This window comes from Nocardia caishijiensis NBRC 108228 (assembly GCF_001612825.1).
GTDB classification, from domain to species: Bacteria; Actinomycetota; Actinomycetes; order Mycobacteriales; family Mycobacteriaceae; genus Nocardia; species Nocardia caishijiensis.
The window spans coordinates 32,061-56,524 of sequence record NZ_BDBE01000025.1; the positions used below are offsets into that span (position 1 = coordinate 32,061).

Consider the following 24,464-nt stretch of genomic DNA (forward strand, 5'->3'; position numbering starts at 1 on the left):
CGTGCTCGTCTGGACCTCCCGTGGAAAAGTGCTGGTACTCACGGTCTTCGGGCTGGTTGTGGCGGTGGTCTTCGTGGCCCCCCTCGCGACGGTCGTGCTCGCCGCGCTCGCGGGCAGCTGGACCGGCCCGCTGCCGTCGGACCTCGGCTTCGCCAATCTCGGCACCGCGCTGAGCGGCGAACAGGCCGCGAGTCTGTCGGTGAGTCTGCAGACCGCGCTGCTCGCGGGCGCTGTCGCGCTGCTCGTCGGCACCTGGGCCGCCCTCGCCGCCCGTGAAGCCCCCGTCTGGTTACGCCGCGTCACCGACGCCGTCTTCCACCTGCCGGTCGCCGTGCCCTCGGTGGCCATCGGCCTCGGTGTCCTCATCGCCTTCAACCAACGCCCCCTGCTGCTGGGCGGCACCAAGTGGATCGTCATCCTGGCCCACACCGTCCTGGTCCTCGCCTACGCCTTCAGCGCCATCTCCGCTGCCCTCGACCGCCTCGACCCCGCCTACCGTCAAGCCGCCGAATCCCTGGGCGCGGGCCCGATCCGCGTCCTGACCCAGATCACCCTGCCGCTGCTGCTGCCCGCGCTCGGTGCGGCAGCGGGCCTCTCGATCGCCCTCTCCATGGGCGAACTCGGCGCCACGATCATGGTGTACCCCGCCACCTGGAAGACGTTGCCCGTCAGCATCTTCGCCCAGACCGACCGAGGGGAGGTCTTCGACGCGGCCGCCGCCACAACGATCCTCGTCACGGTGACCCTCGTCGTCCTCGTGGTCCTCGGCCGGTTGCGCGGCCGCGCCGCACTCCGCTGAACTGCGGCTAGAGGAGCGCCGCGGCGTCGACCGAGGTCAGGCCGCCGTCGACGCGTAGGTCGTGGCCGTTGATGTAGGCGGCCTCGGCGGAGGCGAGGAAGGCGACGGCGGCGGCCACATCGTCCGGGGTGCCGATGCGACCGGCGGGGGAGAGGGCCGCGACTCCGGCCTGTGCGGCCTCGGAGAGTTCGGCGCGGAAGGCGGGTGTGTCGATGTAGCCGGGGCTCACCGAATTGACCCTGATCCGGCGGGGCGCCAATTCGGCGGCGAGCGTGCGCGTCAGATTGTGCACGGCCGCCTTGCTCGCCGAATACAACGCCGCCCCCGGCACACCCCGATGCAGGCCGAACGACGCGTTGATGACGATGGCGCCGTGGTCGACCAACACCGGCAACGCCTGCTGGATCGTGAAGAACGCTCCCTTGAAGTTGCTGTCGATCACCTGCCCGAACAGGTCGTCGCTCACCTGCTCGATCGGTTGGAACGACCCGATCCCCGCGTTGGCGAACACCACATCGAGCCGTCCGAACCGCTCACGGATCGTCCGCATCACGACAGCCAGGTCACCGAGATCGGCCATGTCACCGGCCACCCCGGTCGCCCCGTCTCCCAAGGCTTCCACTGCCGCCTCCAGGCGCCCCTTGTCCCGGCCGGTCACCACGACCTGCCCACCCTCCTCGATCAACCGCCGCGCCGCAGCCAACCCCATCCCGCTGCTACCCCCGGTGACCAGAGCGATCTTCCCGTCGAATCGAAAGCTGTTGTGCGTCATGCACTCACCCTGCGCGCCCGCACGCGGAACAGACAGTGCGCGTTCATCAGGGGTGCGCCACCACCACCCTGACATCCCGCGCCGGTACCTCAGGCGGATTCGGGGAGGTGCAGCCTGATCAAGCGATGGCGGGTATCGGCGCCCGGTTTCGGGTTGTACAGCACCACGGACAAGTTCAGGTTGTCCCGTCGATCAACGAAGAAACCCGCCTGGCTGGCCGGGATCAAGGCTGCACTGGCGGAAGGGTTTTCTGCCCGGACAGCCGTCAGCCGTCTTCGGTATGCGCTTGTCCCACCATTGCGACGAGTTCCTTTGCTGTTAGGTCGTTCCCTGCGATCGTGTGACGTGACCTCACGTTGTGTGCGCTGCCGTCTGAGTCGTAGACCATGCCACCGCTCTCGCGCACGATGACCGCGCCAGCGGCGATGTCCCACGGATTGTTCGACAGAATGACGCAACCGTCTGTGCTGCCATCTGCCACACAAGCGAGATCAAAGGCAGCTGAGCCGAACATCCTGATCCTCTCGGCGCGAGCGGCCAACAGCCCCGTCAGCGAAAGCCGTGGACGGTTTCGTTGTGCCGCATTCCGCCCTACGGCATAGTCGCCGATCGAAATTATCGACTTTGATATTCGTGAGGACGTCCCGACTCGGATGCGTTGACCATTCCGATAGGCGCCCATTCCGGCTGCCGCATGGTACTCACGACGCAGCGCGGGAATTCTGATCACGCCGACCGTCGGCTCATTGTTTTCGAATAGCGCAAGCGATATACCAAAGAGGGGTAAACCGTGAATGTAATTCGACGTTCCATCTATGGGATCCAGAGCCCAACAAGGCCCTTCGTCCAGGCGGTGATGGTGGTGGTCGCCCTCTTCGCCGAGGAAAGCTATGTGCGGAGCCTCGTTAGCGAGAAACTGGCGGATATGTTCTTGTACCGCTACGTCGACATCTGTAACAAAGTCGCGGTCGCCTTTCGATGAAACCGAACCCATTGTTTTCGACTCGAGAATTGATACACCACCGGAGACTGCACGGCGTGCGATATCAAGCAGTGACTCCCTGGCTGTACTCAATTTCGGGTTCCGTTCCCTTTCTCCACATTTCCTCGAATACTGTTGCGAAGGTCTGGAAAGTTCCTTCGATTTCTCTTCTCTTGGACACGAATGTAGGCGATTCAAGCCCGCGGGCGAAGGGGAGGTATGGCTGCATCACGCATACTTCCGAGTCGATAATGCACAAATTGAAGCGTACCGGCGCATCGTAAACACGGATGTGTATCCTGCCGCCTGTTTCAACTGTCCGACTCGACTGAACTCGCTGCAACATGTGAATGTTGAGCCTCGTCAGATGTGCCAGCGCACCCGCTGCATGGCCTTCCTCATGTTCGCGTTCGGTGATATTCGACCCGTCCGGGTCAAGGAACAGGCAGCGTATCGTCGTCCCGTTCCGCATCATTCGTAACACTTCGCTGTCCGAGCATTGTTGGCAAAGGATGTTCAAGGATAGGCCGACGAGATCGATCGTTCTGGCTTCGTGGAACAGCTCTTGTGGCGGGTTGGCTTTCAGAAACTCGGCGCGTCGCGTAAAGACACTTTTGATGTCAGATATTTCAGAAATGCTGGACGCGAGTGGCGGTATCGCCATCGTTTTGTGTTGACGTAGATCGGCACCTCCCGTGTAATTCGAGAACAGCTCCTCGATGCTCCACCCGGGAAACATCTCTTGAAGAATTCGGCAGTGATGCGGGTATGGCAGGGTGGAAATGTTTCCCGACAACCACCGATAGAATTGCGCCTTCTTTGGTCCGGCGCCGATGGCGGATGAGTCGATCTTCGACGCTGCCGCGTCGTACTCGCGGTTGAATGCGGAAACTGTCTGGATGTGTCGTTGCTGAAGCAAAGCCTTGAGCACTGTCCCCACGCTATACCCCTCGTCATCCTGTGACCGTTTCGGCTGATCGTAGCGGAGATGAGCCACAGAAGAAACTAGATCATACAAGCGCGGTGCAGATTAGACAGAGCTGGCGACGACACCATACCGACCGGACCGACAAAGTTGACACCGTGTTAGCGCGAGCGGCCGAAGCCATACGACCGACGTTCCGTCTGCTAGCCAATCCGAACAACACACTGGCCGCAAGGAGGAATCGTATGCAACAGCCCACCCGTATCGGCCGCGTTGACCTTATGCCTGAATTTTTCAGGTACTTCCCGCGCCGGGGTGGACCGATGGACGATACTTTCGAAACTGAGGTCCTTGCTTTGCTTCGACCGGGCGGGATGTTGACCGCCGACACCATCGCCAACAACTTGAACGCGCCGAGGTGGCGTGTCGTACGTGTACTGCAAGCCTTGCGTGACACCGGCCGCGCCTTCGGGAATCGGCGCGGGCAGTGGCAGATTTCGCCGGGGTTGCGGCGTCCGGTGCGGCGGTCGGCCCGATGAGCGAACAGCGAGCCGCGCGATGAGTCACCTCGACCCAGATGTCCCCTGGCCGCCGTCCGTCGCCGAACTGACGCCGGTACTCGATGCCATGCGCGAAGCAGGATTCTTCACCACCAGGCACGCACTGGACGCGTTCGGCACGACCGGTGCCGTCACGGCCGAGTTGCCCGAGGAGCAGGCCGATGACTCAGATCAGCCCACCAGTGACGGACTTTACCGAAACGCCCCAATCGCGGTGCGAGTTCTACCGGCGTGTGTGTCACCTGCCCACAGTGATCGACCCACCTACCGGGCGGATCATGATGCGCGCCGGGTTGGTTGGGGCAGTGATGATGCCCGCCGAACTCGCCCAGCGGGTCAAAACTCTCCTCGATCAACGCGGTGTCGCGCCGTTGCCGATCATCGGGCACCCCCGCGCCGGAATGTGGACATTCCTCGTGCGCTCCGATATCCGCCCGGTCGGGGACGCGATCGAGGTCGCCCGGTTGTGGAAAGCCCGCGTCGTGGTGATCGGCGATGGCGATATCGCCTTGCCCTCACCGCTGCCAAACTCTCTTGTCCTGCGCACCTGGATTTCCCCGGCGATCGGCACGTTCCGGCCATCGGGGGCGGTCGTGCTCGAATGCGCCCGTGCCTGCCTACCCAGGCAGTATCCGCGATGAGCACCGGCAGTGAGTCCCCGCGACCTCAGGAACCCGACATCCACATCCGCATCGAGTTCCCCAGTGTGCGAATGGATTTCGCTGCCTGTCTGACCGCTGCTCTGGTCTTCGTCCAAGACCTCACCGCCCGCCGCAACTGCACCATCGCCGTGAAGGTCGCTCGCTGCACCGGGCTGCGGCGATTACCGAACGAACGTCTGTTCTTGCTGCCCTGACCTGCACAGCCTCGCCACCGCGCCCTCGACAGGATGAATGGCCTTCACGCCTGCCTGAATGTCAACGAGGGCCGAGTTTCGCCCATAGCGATCTAATACGCTCTGCCACAAGGAGATTCACATAAAGGCTCGGTCTGTTTCGGCCATCGTCGCGACTTCGGCCCTGATCTGCTGGGGCACCGCTGCCACCGCAATGGCAGGTACGACGTCCAGCCACGGTTGCCAGATGCACTTCCATGACGGCAAGCCGTACTTCCAGCACAACGCGGTCATCGGCGGCGGCTACGTCACCTGTAGCACGCGGCCCGAGGTGTTTCACATCTCCCTTACCGTGCAGCACCGAGCTCGGGGTGGCAGCTGGCAGGTGCGCGGCGCCGAGGCATCCGACCAGACCCCCGACCCCCGGCTCAATATCGCCACCTACGCGCCGTGCCAGCCGGGGGCATGGAGGGTCGTGGCTACGATCTCGGACAACCACGCCATCGGGTCGTACAGTGACAGTTCCACCGAGGCCATCATCAGCTGCTAGGACCGACCGTGCATCGACTGAACAATACGCGGACAAAGCTCCGGTACCTGCTGTTCGAGCGCCGTCATCACCGCAGCGACCGCAACGCCAAGGTCTTCTCACCATCGCGGGAATACGGCGGCTGGACAGTGCGCCCTGCCCGTGGATGGCGCTCGGTCAGGTGGATCACCCCGCCGCTCCACTTCACTTGTGACATTCCCGCCGACCAGCGCGAAGCCGCCGTTGACTGGGCAATGGAGAAGCTGGGGTTATAAGGGTCTGGAACGACCCCTGGACGCGACGCTGACCAGGCACCGGATAGGCAGGCCGCACCTGCTGTCACACGTCCAACGGCGACCCGACACAAGGAATGCGTAACCAACATGTGACCCCGGCCAGCATCGCGACCTGCTCGCGACGCAATCCCGGTGTCCGCCGCCGACCACTCACCGGCAGGCCGAACTCACCCGGCGCGATCCGCTCCCGTCGGGACCGCAGAAAATCCCGCAACTGTTCTCGTTCATGCCACTCCGACCATGTATCCCAACGTGATCAATCAGGCTGGTGCGGCGCCCTGGGCGGGTGGGCCGCCGCACGGACGCGTGACGGCGGTCAGGATCCGGTGTGTGGTGAGGTGAGCAGGGTTTCGGCGAGCTCTCGTGCCAACTCGGTCGCTCGCACCGGCGGTGGCTCACCGTTGTGGAAGTAGGGGCGGACCACGGCCAGTGGCATGTCGACGAGGGTGAACAGGATGCGGTCGTGGGGGAGGCCGGTCTGTTCGGCGAGTGCTGCGACGGCGGTCCGCAGGGTTTGTCTTCGTATCGCGTCGTGTTCGGCCAGCTCGGCGCGGGCCGACTCCGGCCACTCGTCCGGTGTGAAGGTCCTGGCACCGGCTTGCAACACGATGGCCTCGGCGAGGTTGTCGCGGCACCAGTCGACGATCCAGGCCGAGGCGGCAACGGCGTCCGCCGTCGACGGCGCGACACCGACGACGCGCGAATATCCCTCGAGGAAGCGACGACCGGACCGCAACCACAGCGCGGCCAGCAGAGCGGGGCGGTCCGGGAAACGGTGATAGATCGAGCCGCTCGGTGCGCCGATCGACCGCGCCACGGCGGCCATCGTCACCGCACGCGATCCCTGCGCGGCGAACAGCCGAGCCGCGGCGTCCAGGAAGCTGTCGTGATCATGCAGCGGGGGTCTTCCCATGATGTAGAGACTATGCTCTAATTTCGTTTTAGGGACATATCTCTAAAAAACAGGAGTCGAGAATGACTGCACGTAGCGTGGCGGAGAAGCTGTACACGGCGTTCGCGGAATCCGATGGTGGCGCGCTCGCGGCGTTGCTCGATCCGTCGTTCACGGCACAGGTCAGCGCGGGTATGCCGCTGGGTGTCGGCGGCGCGATCCCCGATCCGCGGACGATGCTGGTCGAGGTGTGGGGTGCCATCTTCGCCGCATACGACGCCGCGCCGTATCCCGACGAATTCGTCGAGGTGGGCGGTGGCCGGGTCATCGTGTTCGGTGCGTACCGAGGAACCAGCCGGTCGACCGGTGTCGCATTCGAGGCCGCGTTCGCCCATGACCTGACGATCGCCGACGACAAGGTCACGTCGCTGATCCAGATCACCGACACCGAACAGTGGCCGGACGCGCGGATTCGCGGATAGGACGTCGCGGCGAGGTCGAGTATCGCAGTGGTTCGGCGCGGAAGGGGGTGTCGATGTGCCCTGGCCGCACCGCCGACAGCTCAGGCGGATTCGGTGAGGCGGAGATGGGGGAGGGCGGTCAGGCGCTCGCGAGTGGACGTGCCAGGTTTCGGGTTGTAGAGCACCACAGACCAATTCGGGTTGTCGGCGACGGTGAGAGTTGTCGCGTCGAAGTACAGTTCACCGACTTCGGGATGGTGCAGGGCGTTGACGGCTTGGGCGGGGACGCCGACTTCGTGACGATCCCACAGCTGTGCGAATTCGGGCGAGACGGCGGCGAGTTCCTTTGCCACGCGGTCGAACTCGTCGTCGTGCGGGACGAGCGCCGCGTCGGCTCGGTAGGCCGCGACGACTCCGGGCGCCGCCTCGGCCCAGATCTCGGGCAGACCGCGGTAGCGGGGGCTGGTGAAGAAGGTGACGAGGCAGTTGTGTGGTTCCCCGTCGTCGCAGCCGAATACGCAACCGGCAAGAGTGTTGAGCGCCAGAATGTTCCAGTACCGGTCGCGCACTATCGCGGGCCCACGTTCCCACCCGTCGAGCAGCGCCCGGACCTCCTCGCTCACCTCCGCCCCCGAACCATTCGCGGGCGGCGGGTTGAGTCCGGCGAGCAGATACAGGTGGGCACGTTCGGGCTCGTTCATTCGCAGGACCCGCGCGACGGCATCGAGAACATCGCTGGAGACCGAAATGTCGCGTCCTTGCTCGAGCCACGTGTACCAAGACACGCCGACTCCCGCAAGCATCGCGACCTCCTCGCGGCGTAGTCCGGGCGTCCGACGCCGCCCACCCATGGGCAACCCGACCTCGCCGGGAGATATCCGCTCTCGCCTGGCCCGCAGAAACTCGCGCAATTGTCCTCGCCGCCGAACCGATGCCGCACCGATCATCACCCCAACGTAGTCAGCCGCGCTGGAGGCGAGGTAGGGCCGCAGGCGAGCGGTGTCATCCGAGGGGGCACGCACAAACGTCGTGGGGCTGTGGTCGACGGCGATGACGCCTTCGCGCTGCCCACCCCCTACGTAGGTGGTGCCGAGGTCGTGGTCGGTCCGAGCGCCCACGCTGGAATAGGCTCTCGGGTGGTGCGGGCACCGGCAGATCGACCCACTGGCGCGACAGCGCGGACCGTCGACCTTGAAGTACCGTCGCTGGAGGGGTGGGGCATGACATCGGAGAAGGGCACCGGCGGCGTCGAGGTCGAATCGTCGGACAACAGCTGGCGATTCGCCGACGGTGTACTGCAGTCGGGAACGACGCGAGCGGTTGTTCCCGACATCGATTGGTTCGAAAGCTGGACCTACGCCGAGTTTCTCGGCAGCGACCAGCTCGTGCTCGCGCTGAATACCGGTCAGCCCTACGACTGGGACGGTTCCTTCGGCAATCGACAGGGCTTTGTCATGGTGCTGCACCGTGGCCAAGACCAGCCGTGGGAGGTCGCCGCTTTCGAATGGGGCCTCGCCGCCCGGGACCACGACGAAGATTTCGTTCCCGAAGTCATTGTCTGGCATCCGCGTGGCGTACTGGCGTGGCTGTACAAAGGTGACCTCCAATGGCATGTGCGGAAGGCGCCGCCGGACGCCGTCACCCGTGGGGCGCCGTTGTACCTCGGCGACCGCGACTCAGACCTCGGCCTCACCGCCCATTCGGGGGAGCTGTACGACGTCGGTCATGCGATGACGCTGGATGAGGTCGGCCGCATCCTCACGGTGCGCGACGGCGAGAGAATCTGCCTGATCGACGTCGACGACAACCTGCGATCCACCGACGGGCATACCTGGACGCCTATCCCCGAGGGCCTGATCTCCCGGCATTGACCGCTCTCGCCGAGGATCAATCGACGATGGCCGTCGCCTCCAACTCCACCATGATGTCAGCTTCGAACAGGTAGTCCACGCCGATGAGCGATGCGGGCGGCATCGGGTTCGGCAGGCCGATCTCCGCGGCGACCGATTCCACACCGGCCATGAACGCGCCCATCTGATCCGGGGTCCATCCGGTGACGTAGAACGTCAGGCGGAGGACATCGGCGAACGACGCGCCCGCTCCGGCCAGTCCGACGGCGGTGTTGCGCAGTGCCTGGGCGACTTGCCCGGCGAGGTCACCCGGCGCGACCGGCGTGCCATCGGCCAGCCGCGCGACCTGACCGCTGATGTGCACGTGCCGCGATCCGGTGCCCACTGCCACGTGATGGTAAGGGGTGGGCTGCAGCATCCCCTCGGGGGTGAAGTGCTCGACAGTCATGGTCCGCTCCGTTCGTTGTAAGTATCGCTAAGCTACTTAGTGCACGAAGGACACTTCAACGAAACCAGGTTTCAGCATGGATACCGCCGACGAGCTCCGCATCGACACCGCCCACCGCGAGCTGCTGGATCAGGTGCTCGACAAGTGGTCGCTCAGTGTCTTGAACGAACTCTGCGAACGACCTTCCAGATTCAACGAACTGCGCCGAGCGATCCCCACGGTGACGCAGAAATCGCTCACCGCGACGCTGCGCAGACTCGAGCGCAACGGGGTGGTCGAACGCGACGTGGTCGGGACGCGTCCCGTGGCGATCGAGTACCGGATCACCCCGCTCGGCAAGACCCTGCGTCATCCGGTCGATGTCCTGCTCGCCTGGGCGGCGGACCAGATGCCCGCGATCCACCGAGCCCGGGCCGCTTACGACGAGCGGGAGGACGCCGAACTGGAGGCGCGGTGAACGTGGCGATCTAGGCCACGCCGCCGTCCCCTGTCGGTAGGCGGGCTTAGGCTGACCACGTGTCGGTGCTGCCTCTGATTTTCACCGCTGGCTGGGCCAGTGGGATCAACGCGTACGCGGTGGTGTTCCTGCTCGGCCTGTTCGGTCGGATCGGCTGGACCGACGACGTACCCGCGGGGTTGGAACGCACCGATGTGCTCGTCGCGGCGGGCGTGCTGTTCCTCATCGAAGCCGTGGCCGACAAGATCCCGTATCTCGACTCGTTCTGGGACGCGGTGCACACGGTGGTGCGACCGGCTTCCGGTGCGGTGGTGTCGGCTTTGATCGCCGGACAGGATGATTCGCTGCCGACATTGTTCGCCGCCGCCGTGGGCGGCACGACCGCGCTGGCCAGCCATATCGTCAAAGCCGGAACGCGGATGGCGATCAACACCTCACCGGAACCGGTCACCAATATCGCGATGAGTACCGCCGAGGACTTGAGCGTCGGCGGCATCATCACCCTCGCTGTGTTCTTTCCGGTGTTGGCTGCCGTTGTCGCCGCGATCTTGCTGGCGATCGGGTTGTGGGTCGTGTACTCGTGTGCCAGCCGGATCCGTCGCTACCTGCGCCGCAGAAGAGAACGGCGCCAGGCGCGGGCGGTCGACGCGCTCGAGTAGGTCACCGCAGCTGCGGTGCCACCTTCGAACCGAGCAGATCGATGGTGTGCAGCACCTTCTCCGGCGCCAGTGTGCCGACGCTGGTGTGCAGCATGAACCGGTCGAGCCTGAGTGTGTCGCGGACATCGGCGATCTTGGCGGCCACGTAGTCGGGAGTGCCGACGAACAGCGACCCGCTCTGGGAACGCAGCGCATCGAACTGCTGACGCGTCATCGGTCCCCATCCGCGCTCGCGGCCGATCACCGACATCGCCATCGCGTACGGCTCGTAGAAGTCGGCGACCGCCTGCTCGTCGGTGTCGGCGAGGTAGCCGTGCGCGTGCACCGCCACCGGCTGCTTCTCGTGACCGCCCTCGGCCAGCGCCCGGTGATACAGCTCGACCAGCGGCTTGAACCGCGCGGGCTGCCCACCGATGATGGCGATCGCCAACGGCAGGCCGAGCAGCCCGGCGCGGATCACCGATTCGGGACTGCCGCCGACCGCGATCCACACCGGCAGCGGCCGGTCGTCGGTGCGCGGGTAGACGGTGGCCTCGCGCAGCGGTGCGCGGAACCGGCCCGACCAGGTCACCGGCTCCTCCTCGCGCAGGCGAAGCAGCAGGGCCAGCTTCTCCTCGAACAGTGCGTCGTAATCGCCCAGGTCGTAACCGAACAGGGGGAACGATTCGGTGAAAGACCCACGCCCGGCCATCAATTCGGCGCGCCCGTTCGACAGGCCGTCCAGCGTCGCGAAGTCCTGATACACGCGCACCGGGTCGTCGGAGCTGAGCACTGTCACGGCGCTGGTCAGCTGGATCCGTTCGGTGCGGGCGGCCGCTGCGGCCAGTACGACGGCCGGTGCGGACGCCGCGAAATCCTGGCGATGATGCTCACCGACGCCGTACACGTCCAGTCCCGCGGCCTCGGTGGCCACGGCCTCGTCGACCACCTGACGCAGCCGCTGTGCCGCCGTCGGCGCGGGCAGATCGCCCGTGGGGTACCGCTCGGCGAAGGTGGTGAGCCCCAGTTCCATGTGAACCTCGTTTCCAGGTCGCGTGCTGTTCTCCAGCATAAACGGACCGTGGTCCGAAATGATTCCCGATATGCTGAGAGCATCATGATCGAAGACCCCGCCGACGACCTGACCGTCACCCCGCCGAAGCAGTGGGCGGTCGGCGTTCCCGCCGTGGTCAATGCCTTGAAGTACTCCCTGTCGCAGAGCACTTTGCCGCGAACCGCGCTCACCCTGCTGAATATCAATCAGCCCGACGGTTTCGACTGCCCCGGCTGCGCGTGGCCCGAACCCGCGCACCGGACGACCAACGAGTACTGCGAGAACGGCGCGCGTCACATCGCCGACGAGTCGACCACCCGCCGCGTCACCGCCGACTTCTTCCGCGCGCACCCGATCGCCGAACTCGACACGAAGTCGGACTACTGGCTCAACCAGCAGGGTCGACTCACCGAACCGATGGTCAAACGCCCGGGCGCCACCCACTACGAACCCATCGGCTGGGACGCGGCCCTCGACCTCGTCGCCACCACGCTGCACGGCCTCGACTCGCCGAACCAGGCCCTGTTCTACACCTCCGGCAGGCTCAGCAACGAGGCCGCGTTCCTGCTGCAGCTGTTCGTGCGCGCCTTCGGCACCAACAACCTGCCGGACTGCTCGAACATGTGCCACGAGTCCAGCGGGTCGGCGTTGAACGAGACGCTCGGGGTGGGCAAGGGGAGCGTGTCGCTGGACGACATCTACCAGGCCGACCTGATCTTCGTCGTCGGCCAGAACCCGGGCACCAACCATCCGCGCATGCTCTCGGCGCTCGAGCAGACCAAACGCAACGGCGGCGCGATCGTCGCGGTCAACCCGTTGCCCGAGGCCGGACTCATCCGGTTCAAGAATCCGCAGAAGGCGCGCGGTGTGCTCGGTCGCGGCACCGCCATCGCCGACCAGTTCCTCAAGATCCGTCCCGGCGGTGACCTGGCCCTGTTCCGCATGCTGAACCGGCTGCTGCTCGACGCCGAGGACGCCGCCCCCGGCACCGTGCTCGACCACGACTTCATCGCCGAGAACACCAGCGGTTTCGACGAATACGCGCGGCAGGCGCGCGAAATCAGCTGGGACACCGCGCTCGCGGCCACCGGTCTCGAACGCGCGGAGATCGAACAGGTGCATCAGCGGGTGCTGGCGAGCAAGAAGATCATCGTGTGCTGGGCGATGGGGCTCACCCAGCACAAACACGGCGTGCCGACCATCCGCGAGATCGTCGACTTCCTGTTGCTGCGCGGCAATATCGGCCGCCCCGGCGCCGGGGTGTGTCCGGTGCGCGGGCACAGCAACGTGCAGGGCGACCGCACGATGGGCATCTGGGAACGGCCACCGCGCGCGTTCCTCGATGCCCTCGGCGCCGAGTTCTCCTTCACCCCGCCCACCGAACACGGGCTGGATTCGGTCGGGTCCATCCGGGCGATGCGCGACGGCGAGGCGAAGGTATTCGTCGGTGTCGCGGGCAATTTCGTGCGCGCGACGCCCGACAGCGAGGTCACCGAGGCGGCGCTGCGCCGCTGCGCGCTCACCGTGCAGATCTCCACCAAGCTCAATCGCTCCCACACGGTGTGCGGCGACACCGCGCTCATTCTGCCGACGCTGGGCCGCAGCGATCGCGACATCCAGGCGGGCGGCGAACAGTTCGTCACTGTCGAGGACTCGATGAGCGAGGTGCACGCCTCGCGCGGCCGCCTCGACCCGGCCTCACCGCACCTGCTCAGCGAGGTGGCCATCGTCTCCCGGCTCGCGCGCCGCACGCTGGGCGCCTCGGCGATTCCCTGGGAGGAGTTCGTCGCCGATTACAGCACCATCCGCGACCGCATCGCGCGCGTGGTGCCCGGTTTCGAGGACTTCAACGACCGGGTGACCCGGCCGGGCGGGCTGCGACTGGTGAACCCGGTCAACGAGGGCGTCTTCCGCACCGCCACCGGAAAAGCGCGGTTCACCTGCAACGAGGTGACCGCACTCGACGTGCCACCGGGCTACCTGGTGCTGCAATCGCTGCGGTCCCACGACCAGTGGAACACCGTTCCCTACGGTCCCGACGACCGCTATCGCGGCATCCACCACGCGCGCCGCGTGGTGCTGGTCAACCCCGACGACCTCGCCGAACGCGGCCTGGCCGACGGCGACACGGTCGACATCGTCAGCGTGTGGCACGACGGCAGCGAACGCCGCGCGGAGAAGTTCGTCGTCGTCGCCTACCCGGCGAGCCGGGGTTCGGCGGCGGCCTACTACCCGGAGACCAATGTGCTGGTCCCGCTCGACAGCGTCGCCGACATCAGCAACACCCCGACCTCCAAGGGGATCGTCGTGCGCCTCGAACCCGTCGCGGCCGGTTCCGACGTCGGCTAAGTACACTTCCGGTATGTCCGTGCGCACCCGTCAGCCACTCGTCCCCGGCACCCAGTCGCCGCTGCGGGACGTCCCGCGTTCCATCGAGCGCCCCGAATACGTGTGGAAACCGACGGTCAACGAGGGCAAAGAGCCCTGGGTGCAGACGGCCGAGACCATCGAGAAGATGCGCGTCGCGGGCAAGATCGCCGCGCAGGCGCTCGAGGAAGCGGGCAAGGCGGTGGCACCCGGTGTCACCACCGACGAACTCGACCGCATCGCCCACGAATACATGTGCGACCACGGCGCCTACCCCTCGACCCTCGGATACAAGGGGTTCCCCAAGTCGTGCTGCACCTCGCTCAACGAGGTGATCTGCCACGGCATCCCCGACTCCACCGTCATCGAGGACGGCGACATCGTCAACATCGACGTCACCGCCTACATCCACGGCGTGCACGGCGACACCAACAAGACCTTCCTCGCCGGTGACGTCGACGAGGAGGTGCGCCTGCTGGTCGAGCGCACCGAGGAGGCGACCAACCGGGCGATCAAGGCGGTCAAGCCGGGGCGCGCGCTCAATGTCATCGGCCGCGTCATCGAGGCCTACGCCAACCGCTTCGGCTACGGCGTGGTGCGTGACTTCACCGGCCACGGTGTCGGCCCCACCTTCCACAGCGGCCTGGTGATCCTGCACTACGACCAGCCGAACATCGACTCGGTCATCGAGCCGGGCATGACCTTCACCATCGAGCCGATGATCAACCTCGGCGGCATCGACTACGACATCTGGGACGACGGCTGGACCGTGGTCACCAAGGACCGCAAGTGGACCGCGCAGTTCGAGCACACCCTCGTGGTCACCGAGACGGGCGCGGAAATCCTCACCCTGCCGTGAGCGGTGCGCTGCGCGGGGCGCTGCTGATCGCCGGAACCACCTCCGACGCGGGCAAAAGTGTTGTGGTGGCGGGTATCTGCCGGATGCTGGCGCGGCGCGGGGTGCGGGTCGCGCCGTTCAAGGCGCAGAACATGTCCAACAATTCCGTCGTCACGCTCGACGGTGGGGAGATCGGGCGCGCGCAGGCGTTGCAGGCGCGCGCCTGTGGCCTCGAGCCGAGCGTGCGGTTCAACCCGGTGTTGTTGAAGCCGGGCAGTGACCGCCGATCGCAGCTGGTGGTGCGCGGCAAGGCGATCGGAACTGTCGGTGCGCGTGACTATTTCACCCGTCGTCAGCAGTTACGGGAAGTGGTCGCCGACGAACTCGCCTCGCTGCGTGCCGAATTCGACGTGGTGATCTGCGAGGGTGCCGGGTCACCCGCCGAGATCAACCTGCGCGCGACCGATCTGGCGAACATGGGTCTGGCGCGCGCGGCGGATCTTCCGGTTCTCCTGGTCGGCGATATCGATCGCGGTGGGGTGTTGGCCCATCTGTTCGGGACCGTCGCCGTCCTGGAACCCGAAGACCAGCAACTGATCTCGGGATTCATCGTCAACAAATTCCGTGGCGACGTCTCCCTGCTGCAACCCGGCATCGACCAGCTCACCGGCCTCACCGGCCGCCCCACCCTCGGTGTCCTCCCGTTCGCCGACGACCTCTGGCTCGACGCCGAGGACTCCCTCGGCACCGTCGCGGGCACCCCCGTCGGCCGTCCCGCCCCACCGCACGGCACCGACTGGCTCACCGTCGCCGCCATCCGCCTACCCCGCATCTCCAACTCCACCGACATCGAAGCCCTCGCCTGCGAACCCGGCGTCTCGGTCCACTGGGCCGACAGCCCCCACCAACTCACCAGCGCCGACCTGGTGGTCGTCCCCGGTTCCAAATCCACCATCTCCGACCTGGAATGGTTGCGTGCCAAGGGATTGGGCGAGGCTCTGTGCACTCGCGCCGCGGCGGGCCGCCCCATCCTCGGCATCTGCGGCGGCTACCAGATGCTCGGCCGCCGCATCGTCGACGGCGTCGAACACGTCGACACCGAGCACGGCTCGCTACCGACCGTGGTCGACGGACTCGGCCTACTCGACCTCGACATCGAATTCGCCGACCCGAAGATCGCCCAGCAGGTGACCGGCGCGGCGGGAGAGCACGCGGTGCACGGCTACGAGATCCATCACGGCCGGGTGCACCGCACCGGCGACCCGGCCTGGCTCACCATCGCGGGCGCGCCGGAAGGCAGTGCCCAGGAAGCGATCTGGGGGACTCACGTCCACGGTGTCCTCGAATCCGACGAGTTCCGTCGCGGCTGGCTCACTGAGGTCGCGCACCGAGCGGGGCGCCCCGAATTCGTCGTCGCCCCCGCCACCTCGGTCGCGTCCGTGCGCGAAGCCCAGCTCGACCTCCTCGCCGATCTGATCGAGAAGAATCTCGACCTCGCCGCCCTGGAGACGCTGATCCGGGAAGGTTCCTCCGGTGGTGCTGTTATTCGGACCGCGACGATCGGCTCGAATTGAATCAACGGTGAATCGCACACTCGACGGGGACTACGGATCGACGAGGGGCAATCGCCAGATCCTCGCCCCTTCCTCAGTGAGATTCGTGTGCTCGTTGACCCGTATGAGCAGATCGCCATCCTCGGGCAGGCGCTCGCGATATGCCCAGCCACCCTTGTTGCTCACCCTCCGTTCCGGTGGTAAGTCGGGGTCGAACTCGACTACGAACCCCTCGCGTAGCCTCCCGTAGAAGCCGCGCAGGCGGTCGAGCTTGTATTCGGCCATCCCGTTCCCGCCCGTAGCGACGAATTCCCCATGGTTGCGCAGCCGTTGGTAGGGTGCGGCCTGACTGAAGACAACAGGGCATTTCCAAGGGAAATGCTCTCGGAGCAGTTTCTCGGTCGGGGTGAGCCGCCCCCCGTACGTGTGCTTGATCCACGACACGTACTGTCGCGTCACGTTGAACTGCCTGGCGATTTCGGACTGTGAAAGCCCTTTGTTCTTCAAGGCCTCCACGATTGCCAAGGACAGTTTCTGTTCGTTCTCTTCGTCGTGCACAGCTTCTCCGGCTCAGTGGTTCCCGATGTCGAGCCAGCACATTGTTCCAGACAGTACGAATGCTGGAATTACCAGTGCAACCGGAGTCGGTTCTTCGGGCCGATCCCTTTCGATTGTCGATCGTATGACCAGGGACGTGCTGCGTGCGTCGACCTGCTCGGGCTGTGCCGCAGGTCGCGACGTGTTCGCGGTGTGGGTCCGCTCTCGTCCTCACCGGCTGGGCCGCTGCCTTGTGACAGGTTCGGCAATTTCCGGGTTCCGGGCAGTGAAAGCCCAGTACACGGGGTCGGCGCGGGCGGGGCGTCGCCGTCGAACGGCGGGTGGTGTTCAGGGTGGGCGTGTACCGTAAACCGGCATGAAATCTCGGCAGATCACGGTCGGTGACCGGGCCTGGACAGTGCGGGTCGACGGGCCCTCCTCGCGGCACAATGTGCTGCTGCTTCCCGATGTGGACGACCCTGCTGACGTGTTCGACAAGGTGTGCGCGCGGCTGCACGAATCCGATCTGCAGACCGTGGTCGTCGAGTCCGTCGAAGGGCTCGAGCCCGCGGGGGTGCACGCTATTCTCGACGAACTCGAGCTGCCCTACGTCAACGTGGCCGGTCGCGGGGCGGGCGCGGCACTCGCGTGGCGTGTGTGCGCGGGCCGGTTCGGCCGGTTCATGAGTCTCGTCGTCGCCGATCATGGTCACCCGGCCGTGCCGGGCGCCGACGGTACGGTCCCCGACGCGGCCTGCCCGCCGCTCGAACTCCCGGTGACGATGATGGTCACCAAGAGCCTCCCGCGCGCCACCGCCGATGCGTCCGGCCGCTTCGTCTACGGCGAATTCCGCGTCGTGCCGCTGGAAGTCGACAACATCGCCACCGAGGCGGGCCACGAACTCGCCACCGAGATCGTGCTGCGCACCAGCCTCTGGTGAATCGTGATCACCACGCTCCGGTGGCGTTCGGCTCTCGCGTGTTCCTGAACTGAGAGCGTGGTGATCAATCGTCGGGGTTCAGGACTTGCGATACGTGGCGAGCCAGTCGAGCCAACTGTCGGTTTCGGCGAAGGCGACAGCGCGTACGGCCTCCGAGGACAGGAAGACGTCGTGGCGGGCGCCGTCGATGGGGACGATGGTGGTGCGTTCGCCCAGGCAGCCTGCCCAGCGCTGGATCTGCTTCACGTCGAGCACGGCATCGGCCACGTCGACGGCGGAACTGTGTTGCCGGGCGAACTTGGTGACCCGCGACCGCAGGATCAGCGCGGGCACACCGATGGTGAGCCCCTGGTGCAGCCGCGCGTGACCCTGTCGGATCGCCCGCAACCAGCCGAGGCGCACCGGTTCGCCGGTCAACGGCTTCCAATCCAGGTTGTAGTCCCACTCACCGGAGCGGGTGTGGTGCAGGCTGTCGCCGTAGGCGGTGCTCACCCCCATGCCGGGGATCTGCGCGAACGCTCGGAACCGGCCGACGGCGTTGATGATGGGCGTGCCGACGGTGCGGTAATACGACGGACCCTGCAGATCGAACCAGGGACTGTTGAGTACCACCCCGGCCACGCCCGCCGCCGCGCTGCCGCCCGCGGCCTCGAGCCGGTCCAGCCACAGCGGTGTGATCAGGCCGCCGGTCGAGTGCGCCACGATCAGCACATCGTTGCCGGTCTCCTCGCGCGCGATCCGCAGCGCCTCGCTGAGTTCGGTGTCGTAGAGCGCCAGGTCGCTCACGTAGTGCGCGCTCTGCCCCTCACGCCGTGAGCGACCGCATTTACGCAGGTCGAGGGCGTAGAAGCGGTGCCCGCGCGCGGCGAAGTGCTCGGCCAGGTGTTCCTGGAAGAAGTAGTCGGTGAAGCCGTGCACGTACAGCACTGTCGGCTCGTGCGCCGCGGCGGCGGCGTCGGGCAGATAGCGCACCAGGGTGGCGACGATCTCGCCCTCGCCGTCGGGGTCGGTGCCGAGCGGCAGGGTTCGCTGCTGGTACGCCGTGCCGAGGATGTCGGTCTGCCACTGCTCGTCGGTCCGGTCGGCGATCCCGTGGGTTTCGTTCGTCACACCGGTCAATCTATCGCGGGGTCAGCGCGACGTGCAGGGTTGGTTTACATCACATTCGGCAGGTCGGGTGGTGTGAGCCGATCTGCTGAGGTGCACAATTGAGTTCAGGTGAACGACGGGTAACCTACCCCCGGCGATTCACCGCGAGTCGCATCAACACTGCCAAGCGCCCGCGCCAAGCGAACCTACCCGCCGGTGGTTAGCTGAGAAGGACAAGGAAGTCGATCTACCCGTGCCGAACGCTGCGAAGATTGAAAAGACCGATGTAGTTCTCATCGGCGCAGGCATCATGAGTGCCACGCTGGGCGCGCTGCTGCGGCAGTTGCAGCCGGACTGGACGGTTTCGGTGTTCGAGCGGCTCGACGCCGCCGCCGCCGAGAGCAGCGACCCGTGGAACAACGCGGGCACCGGGCACTCGGCACTGTGCGAGCTGAACTACAGCCCGCAGAACGCCGACGGCTCGGTCGATGTCAGCAAGGCGATCGACATCAACGAACGCTTCCAGGTCTCGCGCCAGTTCTGGGCCTCGGCGGTGGACACCGGGGTACTCGACGACCCCGCGGGCTTCATCAACCCCATTCCGCACGTCAGCTTCGTGCACGGCGCCGACAACGTCGAGTACCTGCGCAAGCGCTACGAGGCACTGGCCCCGCACCCGCTGTTCCGCGGAATGGAGTACATCGACACCCCCGACGAGTTCGCCAAGCGTCTGCCGCTGATGGCCAAGGGCCGTGACTTCTCCGACCCGATCGCCCTGAACTGGACCGACGGCGGCACCGACATCGACTTCGGCGCGCTCACCAAGCAGCTGCTGGCCTACATCGGCCGCTCCGGCGGCGAGATCGCCTTCGGCACCGAGGTCCGCGACCTGGACAAGCAGTCCGACGGTTCCTGGAACGTCACCGTGCGCAACCTGCGCACCTACCAGTCGCGCACCATCAACGCGAAGTTCGTGTTCGTCGGTGCCGGTGGTGGCGCGTTGCCGCTGCTGCAGAAGTCGGGCATCAAGGAGGCCAAGGGCTTCGGCGGCTTCCCGATCAGCGGCCAGTTCCTGCGCTCGACCAACCCCGACCTGATCGCCGCGCACGAGGCCAAGGTGTACGGCAAGGCCGCCGTCGGCGCACCGCCGATGTCGGTGCCGCACTTGGACACCCGCGTCATCAACGGCAAGAAGGGACTGCTGTTCGGCCCCTACGCGGGCTGGACCCCCAAGTTCCTCAAGGACGGCTCCAACGCCGACCTGTTCAAGTCGATCAAGCCGAACAACATCGGTTCGCTCATCGGCGTCGGCCTCACCGAGATGGGTCTCACCAAGTACCTGATCAGCGAGCTGCTGAAGTCGCAGAACGGCAAGGTCGGTGTGCTCGAGGAGTTCCTGCCGCGTGCCGATGGCCGCGACTGGGAGCTCATCACCGCCGGTCAGCGTGTGCAGGTGATCCGGCGTAAGGGCGCCGGTGGCGTGCTCGAGTTCGGCACCGCCGTCATCTCCGCCCAGGACGGCACCATCGCCGGTCTGCTCGGCGCCTCGCCCGGCGCCTCGACCTGCGTCACCGCGATGCTCGACGTGATGCAGCGGTGCTTCCCGCGTGAATACGCCGACTGGACCCCGCAGCTGCAGCAGATGATCCCCTCGCTGGGTCAGAAGCTGTCGGAGAACCAGGCCCTGTTCCAGGAAGTGTGGGACTGGACCAGCAAGACCCTCAAGCTCGACGAGGCCACCGCGACCACCCAGGAAGACGCGCTCGGCTTCGCCCAGGTGCGATAGCCCGCCGTGCCGGTCGTGCTGAAACGGTCGTGGGCGGCGGACCTCGACTCCGCCACCCTCTACCGGCTGCTGCGGTTGCGTGTCGACGTGTTCGTCGTGGAGCAGGAATGCGCCTATCCCGAACTGGACGGGCGCGACCTGCTGCCCGGCACCCGGCACCTGTGGATCGACGACGACGGTGAGATCGCGGCGACCCTGCGCCTGCTCGAAGAGCGGGACGGGTTCCGCATCGGCCGGGTGTGCGTGGCGGCGTACGCCCGCAAGCGCGGCTACACCACGCGGCTGATGCAGGCCGCGCTTGCCGAAACCGGTTCGGCGACAGTGCGATTGGACGCCCAATCGCACCTGACCGGCATGTACGCCAAGTTCGGTTTCACCGTCGACGGACCGGAATACGACGACGACGGCATCATGCACGTCCCGATGCGTCGAGGCTGACCCGCGGTCGCCGCGAGTCCGGGCGTAGATGCCATCGTCGAACGGTGGGACACCGGCCGCGCTTCACCTGGTGCCGACTCGCCCACGTGGGAGACGGCCCAAGCAGCGACGTTCTCGACAGTGCCGTCGCGTGCGTTCTCGCGGAAGATCGCGGAACACAGGACGCTGGGCGGCGGCACCCGCACGCGCGGCGGGCACAGAGCGGTCAGCCGAACTCCCCGACACTGGTGCGGCGGGTCGCCGCTGGAGTCGCGGTCAGCGGCGCACCGGGTGCCGCGCGTCGGGCAGTGACGCCCGCGAGTCAGGGGTCGACGGGGCGCGCATACAGTGGGGGGCGTGCCTGGTTTTGCTGATGTTGCCGCTGGTCCGCACACCGCTGCGCGGGGAGTGGGTGAGGCGGGGTTCCCGTTCTCCGCTGTAGTGGGGCAGGAGCGCTTGCAGCTGGCGTTGATCTTGTCGGCGGTGCACCCGGGAATCGGTGGGGTGCTCGTGCGCGGGGAGAAGGGCACCGCGAAGTCGACCGTCGTGCGCGCGCTCGCGCAGTTGCTGCCGCCGGTGGTCGACGAGACCGGCGCACGGCCAGCTCGGCTGGTGGAACTGCCCGTCGGCGCCACCGAGGACCGGGTGGTCGGCTCACTGGACCTCGAGCGGGTGCTGCGCGACGGCGAGCAGGCGTTCCGCCCCGGTCTGCTGGCCGCGGCCCATCACGGTGTGCTCTATGTCGACGAAGTGAACCTGCTGCACGACCACCTGGTCGACGTGCTGCTCGACGCCGCGGCCATGGGCCGTGTGCACGTGGAGCGCGACGGGGTGTCGCACTCGCATCCGGCGCGGTTCGTGCTCGTCGGCACCATGAATCCCGAAGAGGGAGAGCTGCGTCCGCAGCTACTCGACCGCTTCGGCCTCACCGTCGACGTGGCGGCCTCGCGTGACGTCTCGACCCGGATGGCCGTGGTCCGCCGTCGCCTCGACTACGAAGCCGACCCCGCCGCCTTCGCCGCCCGCTACGCCGACGCCGATCAGGTTGTCGCCGAACGCATTCTGACCGCGCGCGATCGGCTGCCCGGTGTGGTGCTCGACAATGGCGAGCTGCGCCGGATCGCGGCGCTGTGCGCGGCGTTCGACGTCGACGGGATGCGGGCGGATCTGGTCGTCGCCCGGACCGCGACAGCGCATGCCGCCTGGCGGGGGCGCGATCGGGTCACCGAGGACGATGTGCGGATCGCGGCGGAGTTGGCCTTGCCGCACCGGCGGCGGCGTGACCCGTTCGATGAGCCCGGGATCAGTGAAGAACAACTGGACGAGGCGATGCGAGCCGCGGCCGACGAGGTCGAGAACGCCTCAGGCGATGACGAACTCGACGACGGGTGGTCCGATTCCGACGAGCAGACCGACGATGAGCGAGCAAGCACCGAGTCGGTGGAAGACGGCCGCGGCGGGCGCGGTCCCGGCGACGCCGAGGCTCGCCTCGGGAGCGACGACGATGCGCGCCACGGTAGCCCCGACGGTGCCGACCCGGATGGCGACGGGCCGGATGACGAGGGCCCGGATGGCGGACCCGACGGCGGTGGCCCGGACGGAGGACCTGATGGTGGCGGTCCGGACGGCCGACCTGACGGTGGCGGCCCTGGCGGCAGCGGACGGAATGGCAACAGTCCAAGCGGCACCGGCTCCAACAGCGGCTCCGACGACAAGCCTCCGCGCCCGGCCGCCGAGAGACGCTCCGGCACACCGACTTCCACTTCCAAGCCCGTACCACGCTGGGAAGTTCCCGGCATCGGCGAAGGTGCTCCCGGCCGCCGCTCCCGCGCCCGGACCCGTACGGGCCGCATGGTTCGCCCGCACGCCGACACCGCCACCGGCCTGCACCTGCTCGGCACGGTGTTCGCCGCGGCACCGAAACAGGTCGAACGCGGCCGGTTCGCCGGTCCCCTCGCCTTGGCGATCGAAGACCTGCGCGGCGCGTATCGCGAAGGGCGCGAAGGCAATCTGGTCGTCTTCGTCGTCGACACCTCCGGGTCGATGGCCGCGCGTGACCGGCTCACCGCCGTCACCGGCGCCGTGGTCACCCTGCTGCGCGACGCCTACCAGCGCCGCGACAAGGTGGCCGTGATCAGCATGCGCGGCAGTGAGGCCGAACTCGTGCTGCCCCCGACCTCCTCGGTCGACATCGCCGTGCGTCGCCTGGCCGGTCTGCGTACCGGCGGCAAGACGCCCCTCGCGGTCGGTCTGTTGAAGGCCCGCGAGGTGATCACCCGCGAACACGTCCGCGATCCGCGCCGTCGGCCGATGCTGGTGTTGCTCACCGACGGCCGCGCGACCGGCGGCACCGACCCCCTTCCGCGCGCCCGCACCGCCGCCCGGCTGATCGCGGGCGAAGGCCACACCGCGATGGTCATCGACTGCGAGCGCGGCATGATCCGACTCGGCCTGGCCGCCGAGCTGGCCCGCGACCTGCACGCCCGCTACCTGCGCCTGGACGAACTCACCGGCGAATCCGTCGCCGATGTCGTCCGCGCGTCGGGTCGCGCGGCGTAAACCTGTCCGAGCCGAGCCGAGCCGAGCCGAGCCGAGCCGAGCCGAGCCGAGCCGAGCCGAGCCGAGCCGAGCCGAGCCGAGCCGAGCCTGTGCGGGCGGGTGTGTCGGCACGTCCTGATAGAAATGATGCCGAGTCGGCGCTGTGCGGTAGGTCCGGTGGCCGTGTCGTTCGAGGCCGTGAATTGACCTGTGTGAGCGGGTCGAGAAGAGGAGTTGCTGTGCCCAAGGGTGTTCCCGAGGTCGTTCCCGCCGACGGGCTGACCACGCGGCAGCGGCGCAATCAACCCGTGCTCGCCGTGCACACCGGGCCGGGCAAGGGGAAGTCGACGGCGGCGTTCGGGATGGCGCTGCGGGCCTGGAACCAGGGGTTCGACGTCGCCGTGTTCCAGTTCGTGAAGAGCGCGAAGTGGAAGGTCGGGGAGGAAGCGGCGTTCCGCACGCTCGGCACCCTGCACGAGGAGACCGGCGCGGGTGGCGCGGTGGAATGGCACAAGATGGGGGAGGGGTGGTCGTGGACCCGCAAGCACGGGACCGAGGAAGACCACGCCGCCGCCGCGCTCGCGGGTTGGCAGGAGATCGCGCGACGCCTCGCGGCCGAACAGCACCGCTTCTACGTCCTCGACGAGTTCACCTACCCGCTGAAGTGGGGCTGGGTCGATATCGACGAGGTCGTGCGGACACTCACCGATCGCCCCGGTAACCAGCATGTCGTCATCACCGGACGCGACGCACCGCAGGCCCTGATCGATGCCGCCGACCTGGTCACCGAGATGACCAAGGTGAAGCATCCGATGGACGCGGGCCGCAAGGGTCAGCGCGGCATCGAATGGTGACTGGCTCGACAGCCGTGCGGAATCCGATGGGTATCACCCCGGCGGCC

The 24,464-nt window shown here is 66.7% G+C and carries 25 protein-coding genes and 1 pseudogene; 16 read left to right on the forward strand and 10 right to left on the reverse strand.

The annotated features are described in order from the left end of the window. Position 1: 1 nt before the first annotated feature. Positions 2-799, forward strand: coding sequence for an ABC transporter permease (locus NC7_RS07105; protein WP_067980594.1), 798 nt, complete (start codon positions 2-4; stop codon positions 797-799). A gap of 7 nt (positions 800-806) precedes the next feature. Here NC7_RS07105 and NC7_RS07110 read toward each other — a convergent pair whose 3' ends face one another. The 3 genes from NC7_RS07110 to NC7_RS28965 form a co-directional block, all read right to left on the reverse strand. Further along, a complete protein-coding gene (locus NC7_RS07110) occupies positions 807-1,571 on the reverse strand; it encodes a glucose 1-dehydrogenase (RefSeq protein ID WP_067980598.1) in 765 nt (254 codons plus the stop codon). A gap of 265 nt (positions 1,572-1,836) precedes the next feature. Continuing rightward, a complete protein-coding gene (locus tag NC7_RS28395) occupies positions 1,837-2,646 on the reverse strand; it encodes an inositol monophosphatase family protein (RefSeq protein ID WP_201449873.1) in 810 nt (269 codons plus the stop codon). After that, positions 2,618-3,484, reverse strand: coding sequence for a DUF5919 domain-containing protein (locus NC7_RS28965; protein WP_157101875.1), 867 nt, complete (start codon positions 3,482-3,484; stop codon positions 2,618-2,620). Before NC7_RS28965 ends, NC7_RS28395 begins: the two co-directional genes overlap by 29 nt. An 805-nt stretch (positions 3,485-4,289) precedes the next feature. On the opposite strand from NC7_RS28965, the gene NC7_RS07120 reads away from it, so the two are divergent. From NC7_RS07120 to NC7_RS07130, 3 genes are all read left to right on the forward strand, one after another. Further along, positions 4,290-4,679 carry a DNA-directed RNA polymerase subunit beta gene (locus NC7_RS07120; RefSeq protein WP_236573378.1) on the forward strand — a complete coding sequence of 130 codons (390 nt, stop codon included), beginning with the start codon at positions 4,290-4,292 and terminating at the stop codon, positions 4,677-4,679. Next, a complete protein-coding gene (locus tag NC7_RS07125; protein WP_067980605.1) occupies positions 4,676-4,894 on the forward strand; it encodes a hypothetical protein in 219 nt (72 codons plus the stop codon). The genes NC7_RS07120 and NC7_RS07125 overlap by 4 nt, the downstream gene beginning before the upstream one ends. 226 nt (positions 4,895-5,120) lie before the next feature. Further along, positions 5,121-5,423 carry a hypothetical protein gene (locus NC7_RS07130; protein ID WP_067980607.1) on the forward strand — a complete coding sequence of 101 codons (303 nt, stop codon included), beginning with the start codon at positions 5,121-5,123 and terminating at the stop codon, positions 5,421-5,423. A 363-nt stretch (positions 5,424-5,786) separates the two neighbouring features. Here the strand turns inward: NC7_RS07130 and NC7_RS30040 are convergent. Next, positions 5,787-5,912, reverse strand: a pseudogene (locus NC7_RS30040) (transcriptional regulator); the annotation flags it as partial. A gap of 102 nt (positions 5,913-6,014) precedes the next feature. Beyond that, complete coding sequence (locus NC7_RS07135) at positions 6,015-6,611, reverse strand: TetR/AcrR family transcriptional regulator (RefSeq protein WP_067980610.1); 597 nt, start codon at positions 6,609-6,611, stop codon at positions 6,015-6,017. 62 nt (positions 6,612-6,673) lie between these two features. Between NC7_RS07135 and NC7_RS07140 the strand changes: the two genes are divergently transcribed. Beyond that, entirely contained in the window at positions 6,674-7,072 is a 399-nt protein-coding gene (locus NC7_RS07140) for a nuclear transport factor 2 family protein (protein ID WP_067980613.1), read from the forward strand. 80 nt (positions 7,073-7,152) lie between these two features. On the opposite strand, the gene NC7_RS07145 is transcribed toward NC7_RS07140, so the two are convergent. Next, positions 7,153-7,998, reverse strand: coding sequence for a helix-turn-helix transcriptional regulator (locus NC7_RS07145; protein WP_067981233.1), 846 nt, complete (start codon positions 7,996-7,998; stop codon positions 7,153-7,155). Positions 7,999-8,088: 90 nt separating this feature from the next. Here NC7_RS07145 and NC7_RS07150 point away from each other — a divergent pair, with 90 nt between their 5' ends. Further along, positions 8,089-8,922, forward strand: coding sequence for a hypothetical protein (locus NC7_RS07150; RefSeq protein ID WP_167352409.1), 834 nt, complete (start codon positions 8,089-8,091; stop codon positions 8,920-8,922). A 16-nt stretch (positions 8,923-8,938) separates the two neighbouring features. On the opposite strand, the gene NC7_RS07155 is transcribed toward NC7_RS07150, so the two are convergent. Further along, entirely contained in the window at positions 8,939-9,349 is a 411-nt protein-coding gene (locus tag NC7_RS07155; protein WP_067980618.1) for a RidA family protein, read from the reverse strand. 76 nt (positions 9,350-9,425) lie between these two features. Here NC7_RS07155 and NC7_RS07160 point away from each other — a divergent pair, with 76 nt between their 5' ends. Beyond that, entirely contained in the window at positions 9,426-9,806 is a 381-nt protein-coding gene (locus NC7_RS07160; protein WP_067980621.1) for a winged helix-turn-helix transcriptional regulator, read from the forward strand. A gap of 59 nt (positions 9,807-9,865) precedes the next feature. Then, positions 9,866-10,465 carry a DUF4126 domain-containing protein gene (locus NC7_RS07165; protein WP_067980622.1) on the forward strand — a complete coding sequence of 200 codons (600 nt, stop codon included), beginning with the start codon at positions 9,866-9,868 and terminating at the stop codon, positions 10,463-10,465. A gap of 1 nt (position 10,466) precedes the next feature. Here the strand turns inward: NC7_RS07165 and NC7_RS07170 are convergent, their stop codons facing one another. Beyond that, the gene (locus NC7_RS07170) at positions 10,467-11,477 is read right to left on the reverse strand and encodes an Atu2307/SP_0267 family LLM class monooxygenase (RefSeq protein ID WP_067980624.1); all 1,011 of its coding nucleotides are present in this window, start codon (positions 11,475-11,477) and stop codon (positions 10,467-10,469) included. Positions 11,478-11,561: 84 nt separating this feature from the next. Between NC7_RS07170 and NC7_RS07175 the strand changes: the two genes are divergently transcribed. The 3 genes from NC7_RS07175 to NC7_RS07185 are packed head-to-tail and all read left to right on the forward strand — an operon-like array spanning position 11,562 to position 16,277. Then, entirely contained in the window at positions 11,562-13,847 is a 2,286-nt protein-coding gene (locus NC7_RS07175) for an FdhF/YdeP family oxidoreductase (protein ID WP_067980626.1), read from the forward strand. Positions 13,848-13,860: 13 nt separating this feature from the next. Continuing rightward, positions 13,861-14,724: a type I methionyl aminopeptidase gene (gene map / locus NC7_RS07180; protein ID WP_067980628.1), complete on the forward strand. Its 864-nt coding sequence runs from the start codon at positions 13,861-13,863 to the stop codon at positions 14,722-14,724. Further along, the gene (locus NC7_RS07185) at positions 14,721-16,277 is read left to right on the forward strand and encodes a cobyric acid synthase (RefSeq protein WP_067980630.1); all 1,557 of its coding nucleotides are present in this window, start codon (positions 14,721-14,723) and stop codon (positions 16,275-16,277) included. The genes map and NC7_RS07185 overlap by 4 nt, the downstream gene beginning before the upstream one ends. A gap of 30 nt (positions 16,278-16,307) precedes the next feature. On the opposite strand, the gene NC7_RS07190 is transcribed toward NC7_RS07185, so the two are convergent. Then, complete coding sequence (locus tag NC7_RS07190) at positions 16,308-16,814, reverse strand: helix-turn-helix domain-containing protein (RefSeq protein WP_067980632.1); 507 nt, start codon at positions 16,812-16,814, stop codon at positions 16,308-16,310. Between the two features lie 355 nt (positions 16,815-17,169). On the opposite strand from NC7_RS07190, the gene NC7_RS07195 reads away from it, so the two are divergent. Continuing rightward, positions 17,170-17,733, forward strand: coding sequence for a hypothetical protein (locus tag NC7_RS07195; RefSeq protein WP_067980633.1), 564 nt, complete (start codon positions 17,170-17,172; stop codon positions 17,731-17,733). Positions 17,734-17,811: 78 nt separating this feature from the next. On the opposite strand, the gene NC7_RS07200 is transcribed toward NC7_RS07195, so the two are convergent. Then, a complete protein-coding gene (locus tag NC7_RS07200; protein WP_084458110.1) occupies positions 17,812-18,843 on the reverse strand; it encodes an alpha/beta hydrolase in 1,032 nt (343 codons plus the stop codon). A 232-nt stretch (positions 18,844-19,075) separates the two neighbouring features. Between NC7_RS07200 and mqo the strand changes: the two genes are divergently transcribed. The 4 genes from mqo (at position 19,076) to cobO (ending at position 24,417) form a co-directional block, all read left to right on the forward strand. Next, positions 19,076-20,608, forward strand: coding sequence for a malate dehydrogenase (quinone) (mqo, locus tag NC7_RS07205; protein ID WP_174550201.1), 1,533 nt, complete (start codon positions 19,076-19,078; stop codon positions 20,606-20,608). Between the two features lie 6 nt (positions 20,609-20,614). Then, complete coding sequence (locus NC7_RS07210; protein ID WP_067980635.1) at positions 20,615-21,046, forward strand: GNAT family N-acetyltransferase; 432 nt, start codon at positions 20,615-20,617, stop codon at positions 21,044-21,046. Positions 21,047-21,433: 387 nt separating this feature from the next. After that, the gene (locus NC7_RS07215) at positions 21,434-23,584 is read left to right on the forward strand and encodes a VWA domain-containing protein (protein ID WP_067980637.1); all 2,151 of its coding nucleotides are present in this window, start codon (positions 21,434-21,436) and stop codon (positions 23,582-23,584) included. A gap of 218 nt (positions 23,585-23,802) precedes the next feature. After that, on the forward strand, positions 23,803-24,417 hold the full coding sequence (gene cobO / locus NC7_RS07220) for a cob(I)yrinic acid a,c-diamide adenosyltransferase (RefSeq protein ID WP_067980639.1): 615 nt from the start codon (positions 23,803-23,805) through the stop codon (positions 24,415-24,417). The last annotated feature ends 47 nt before the right edge of the window (positions 24,418-24,464 follow it).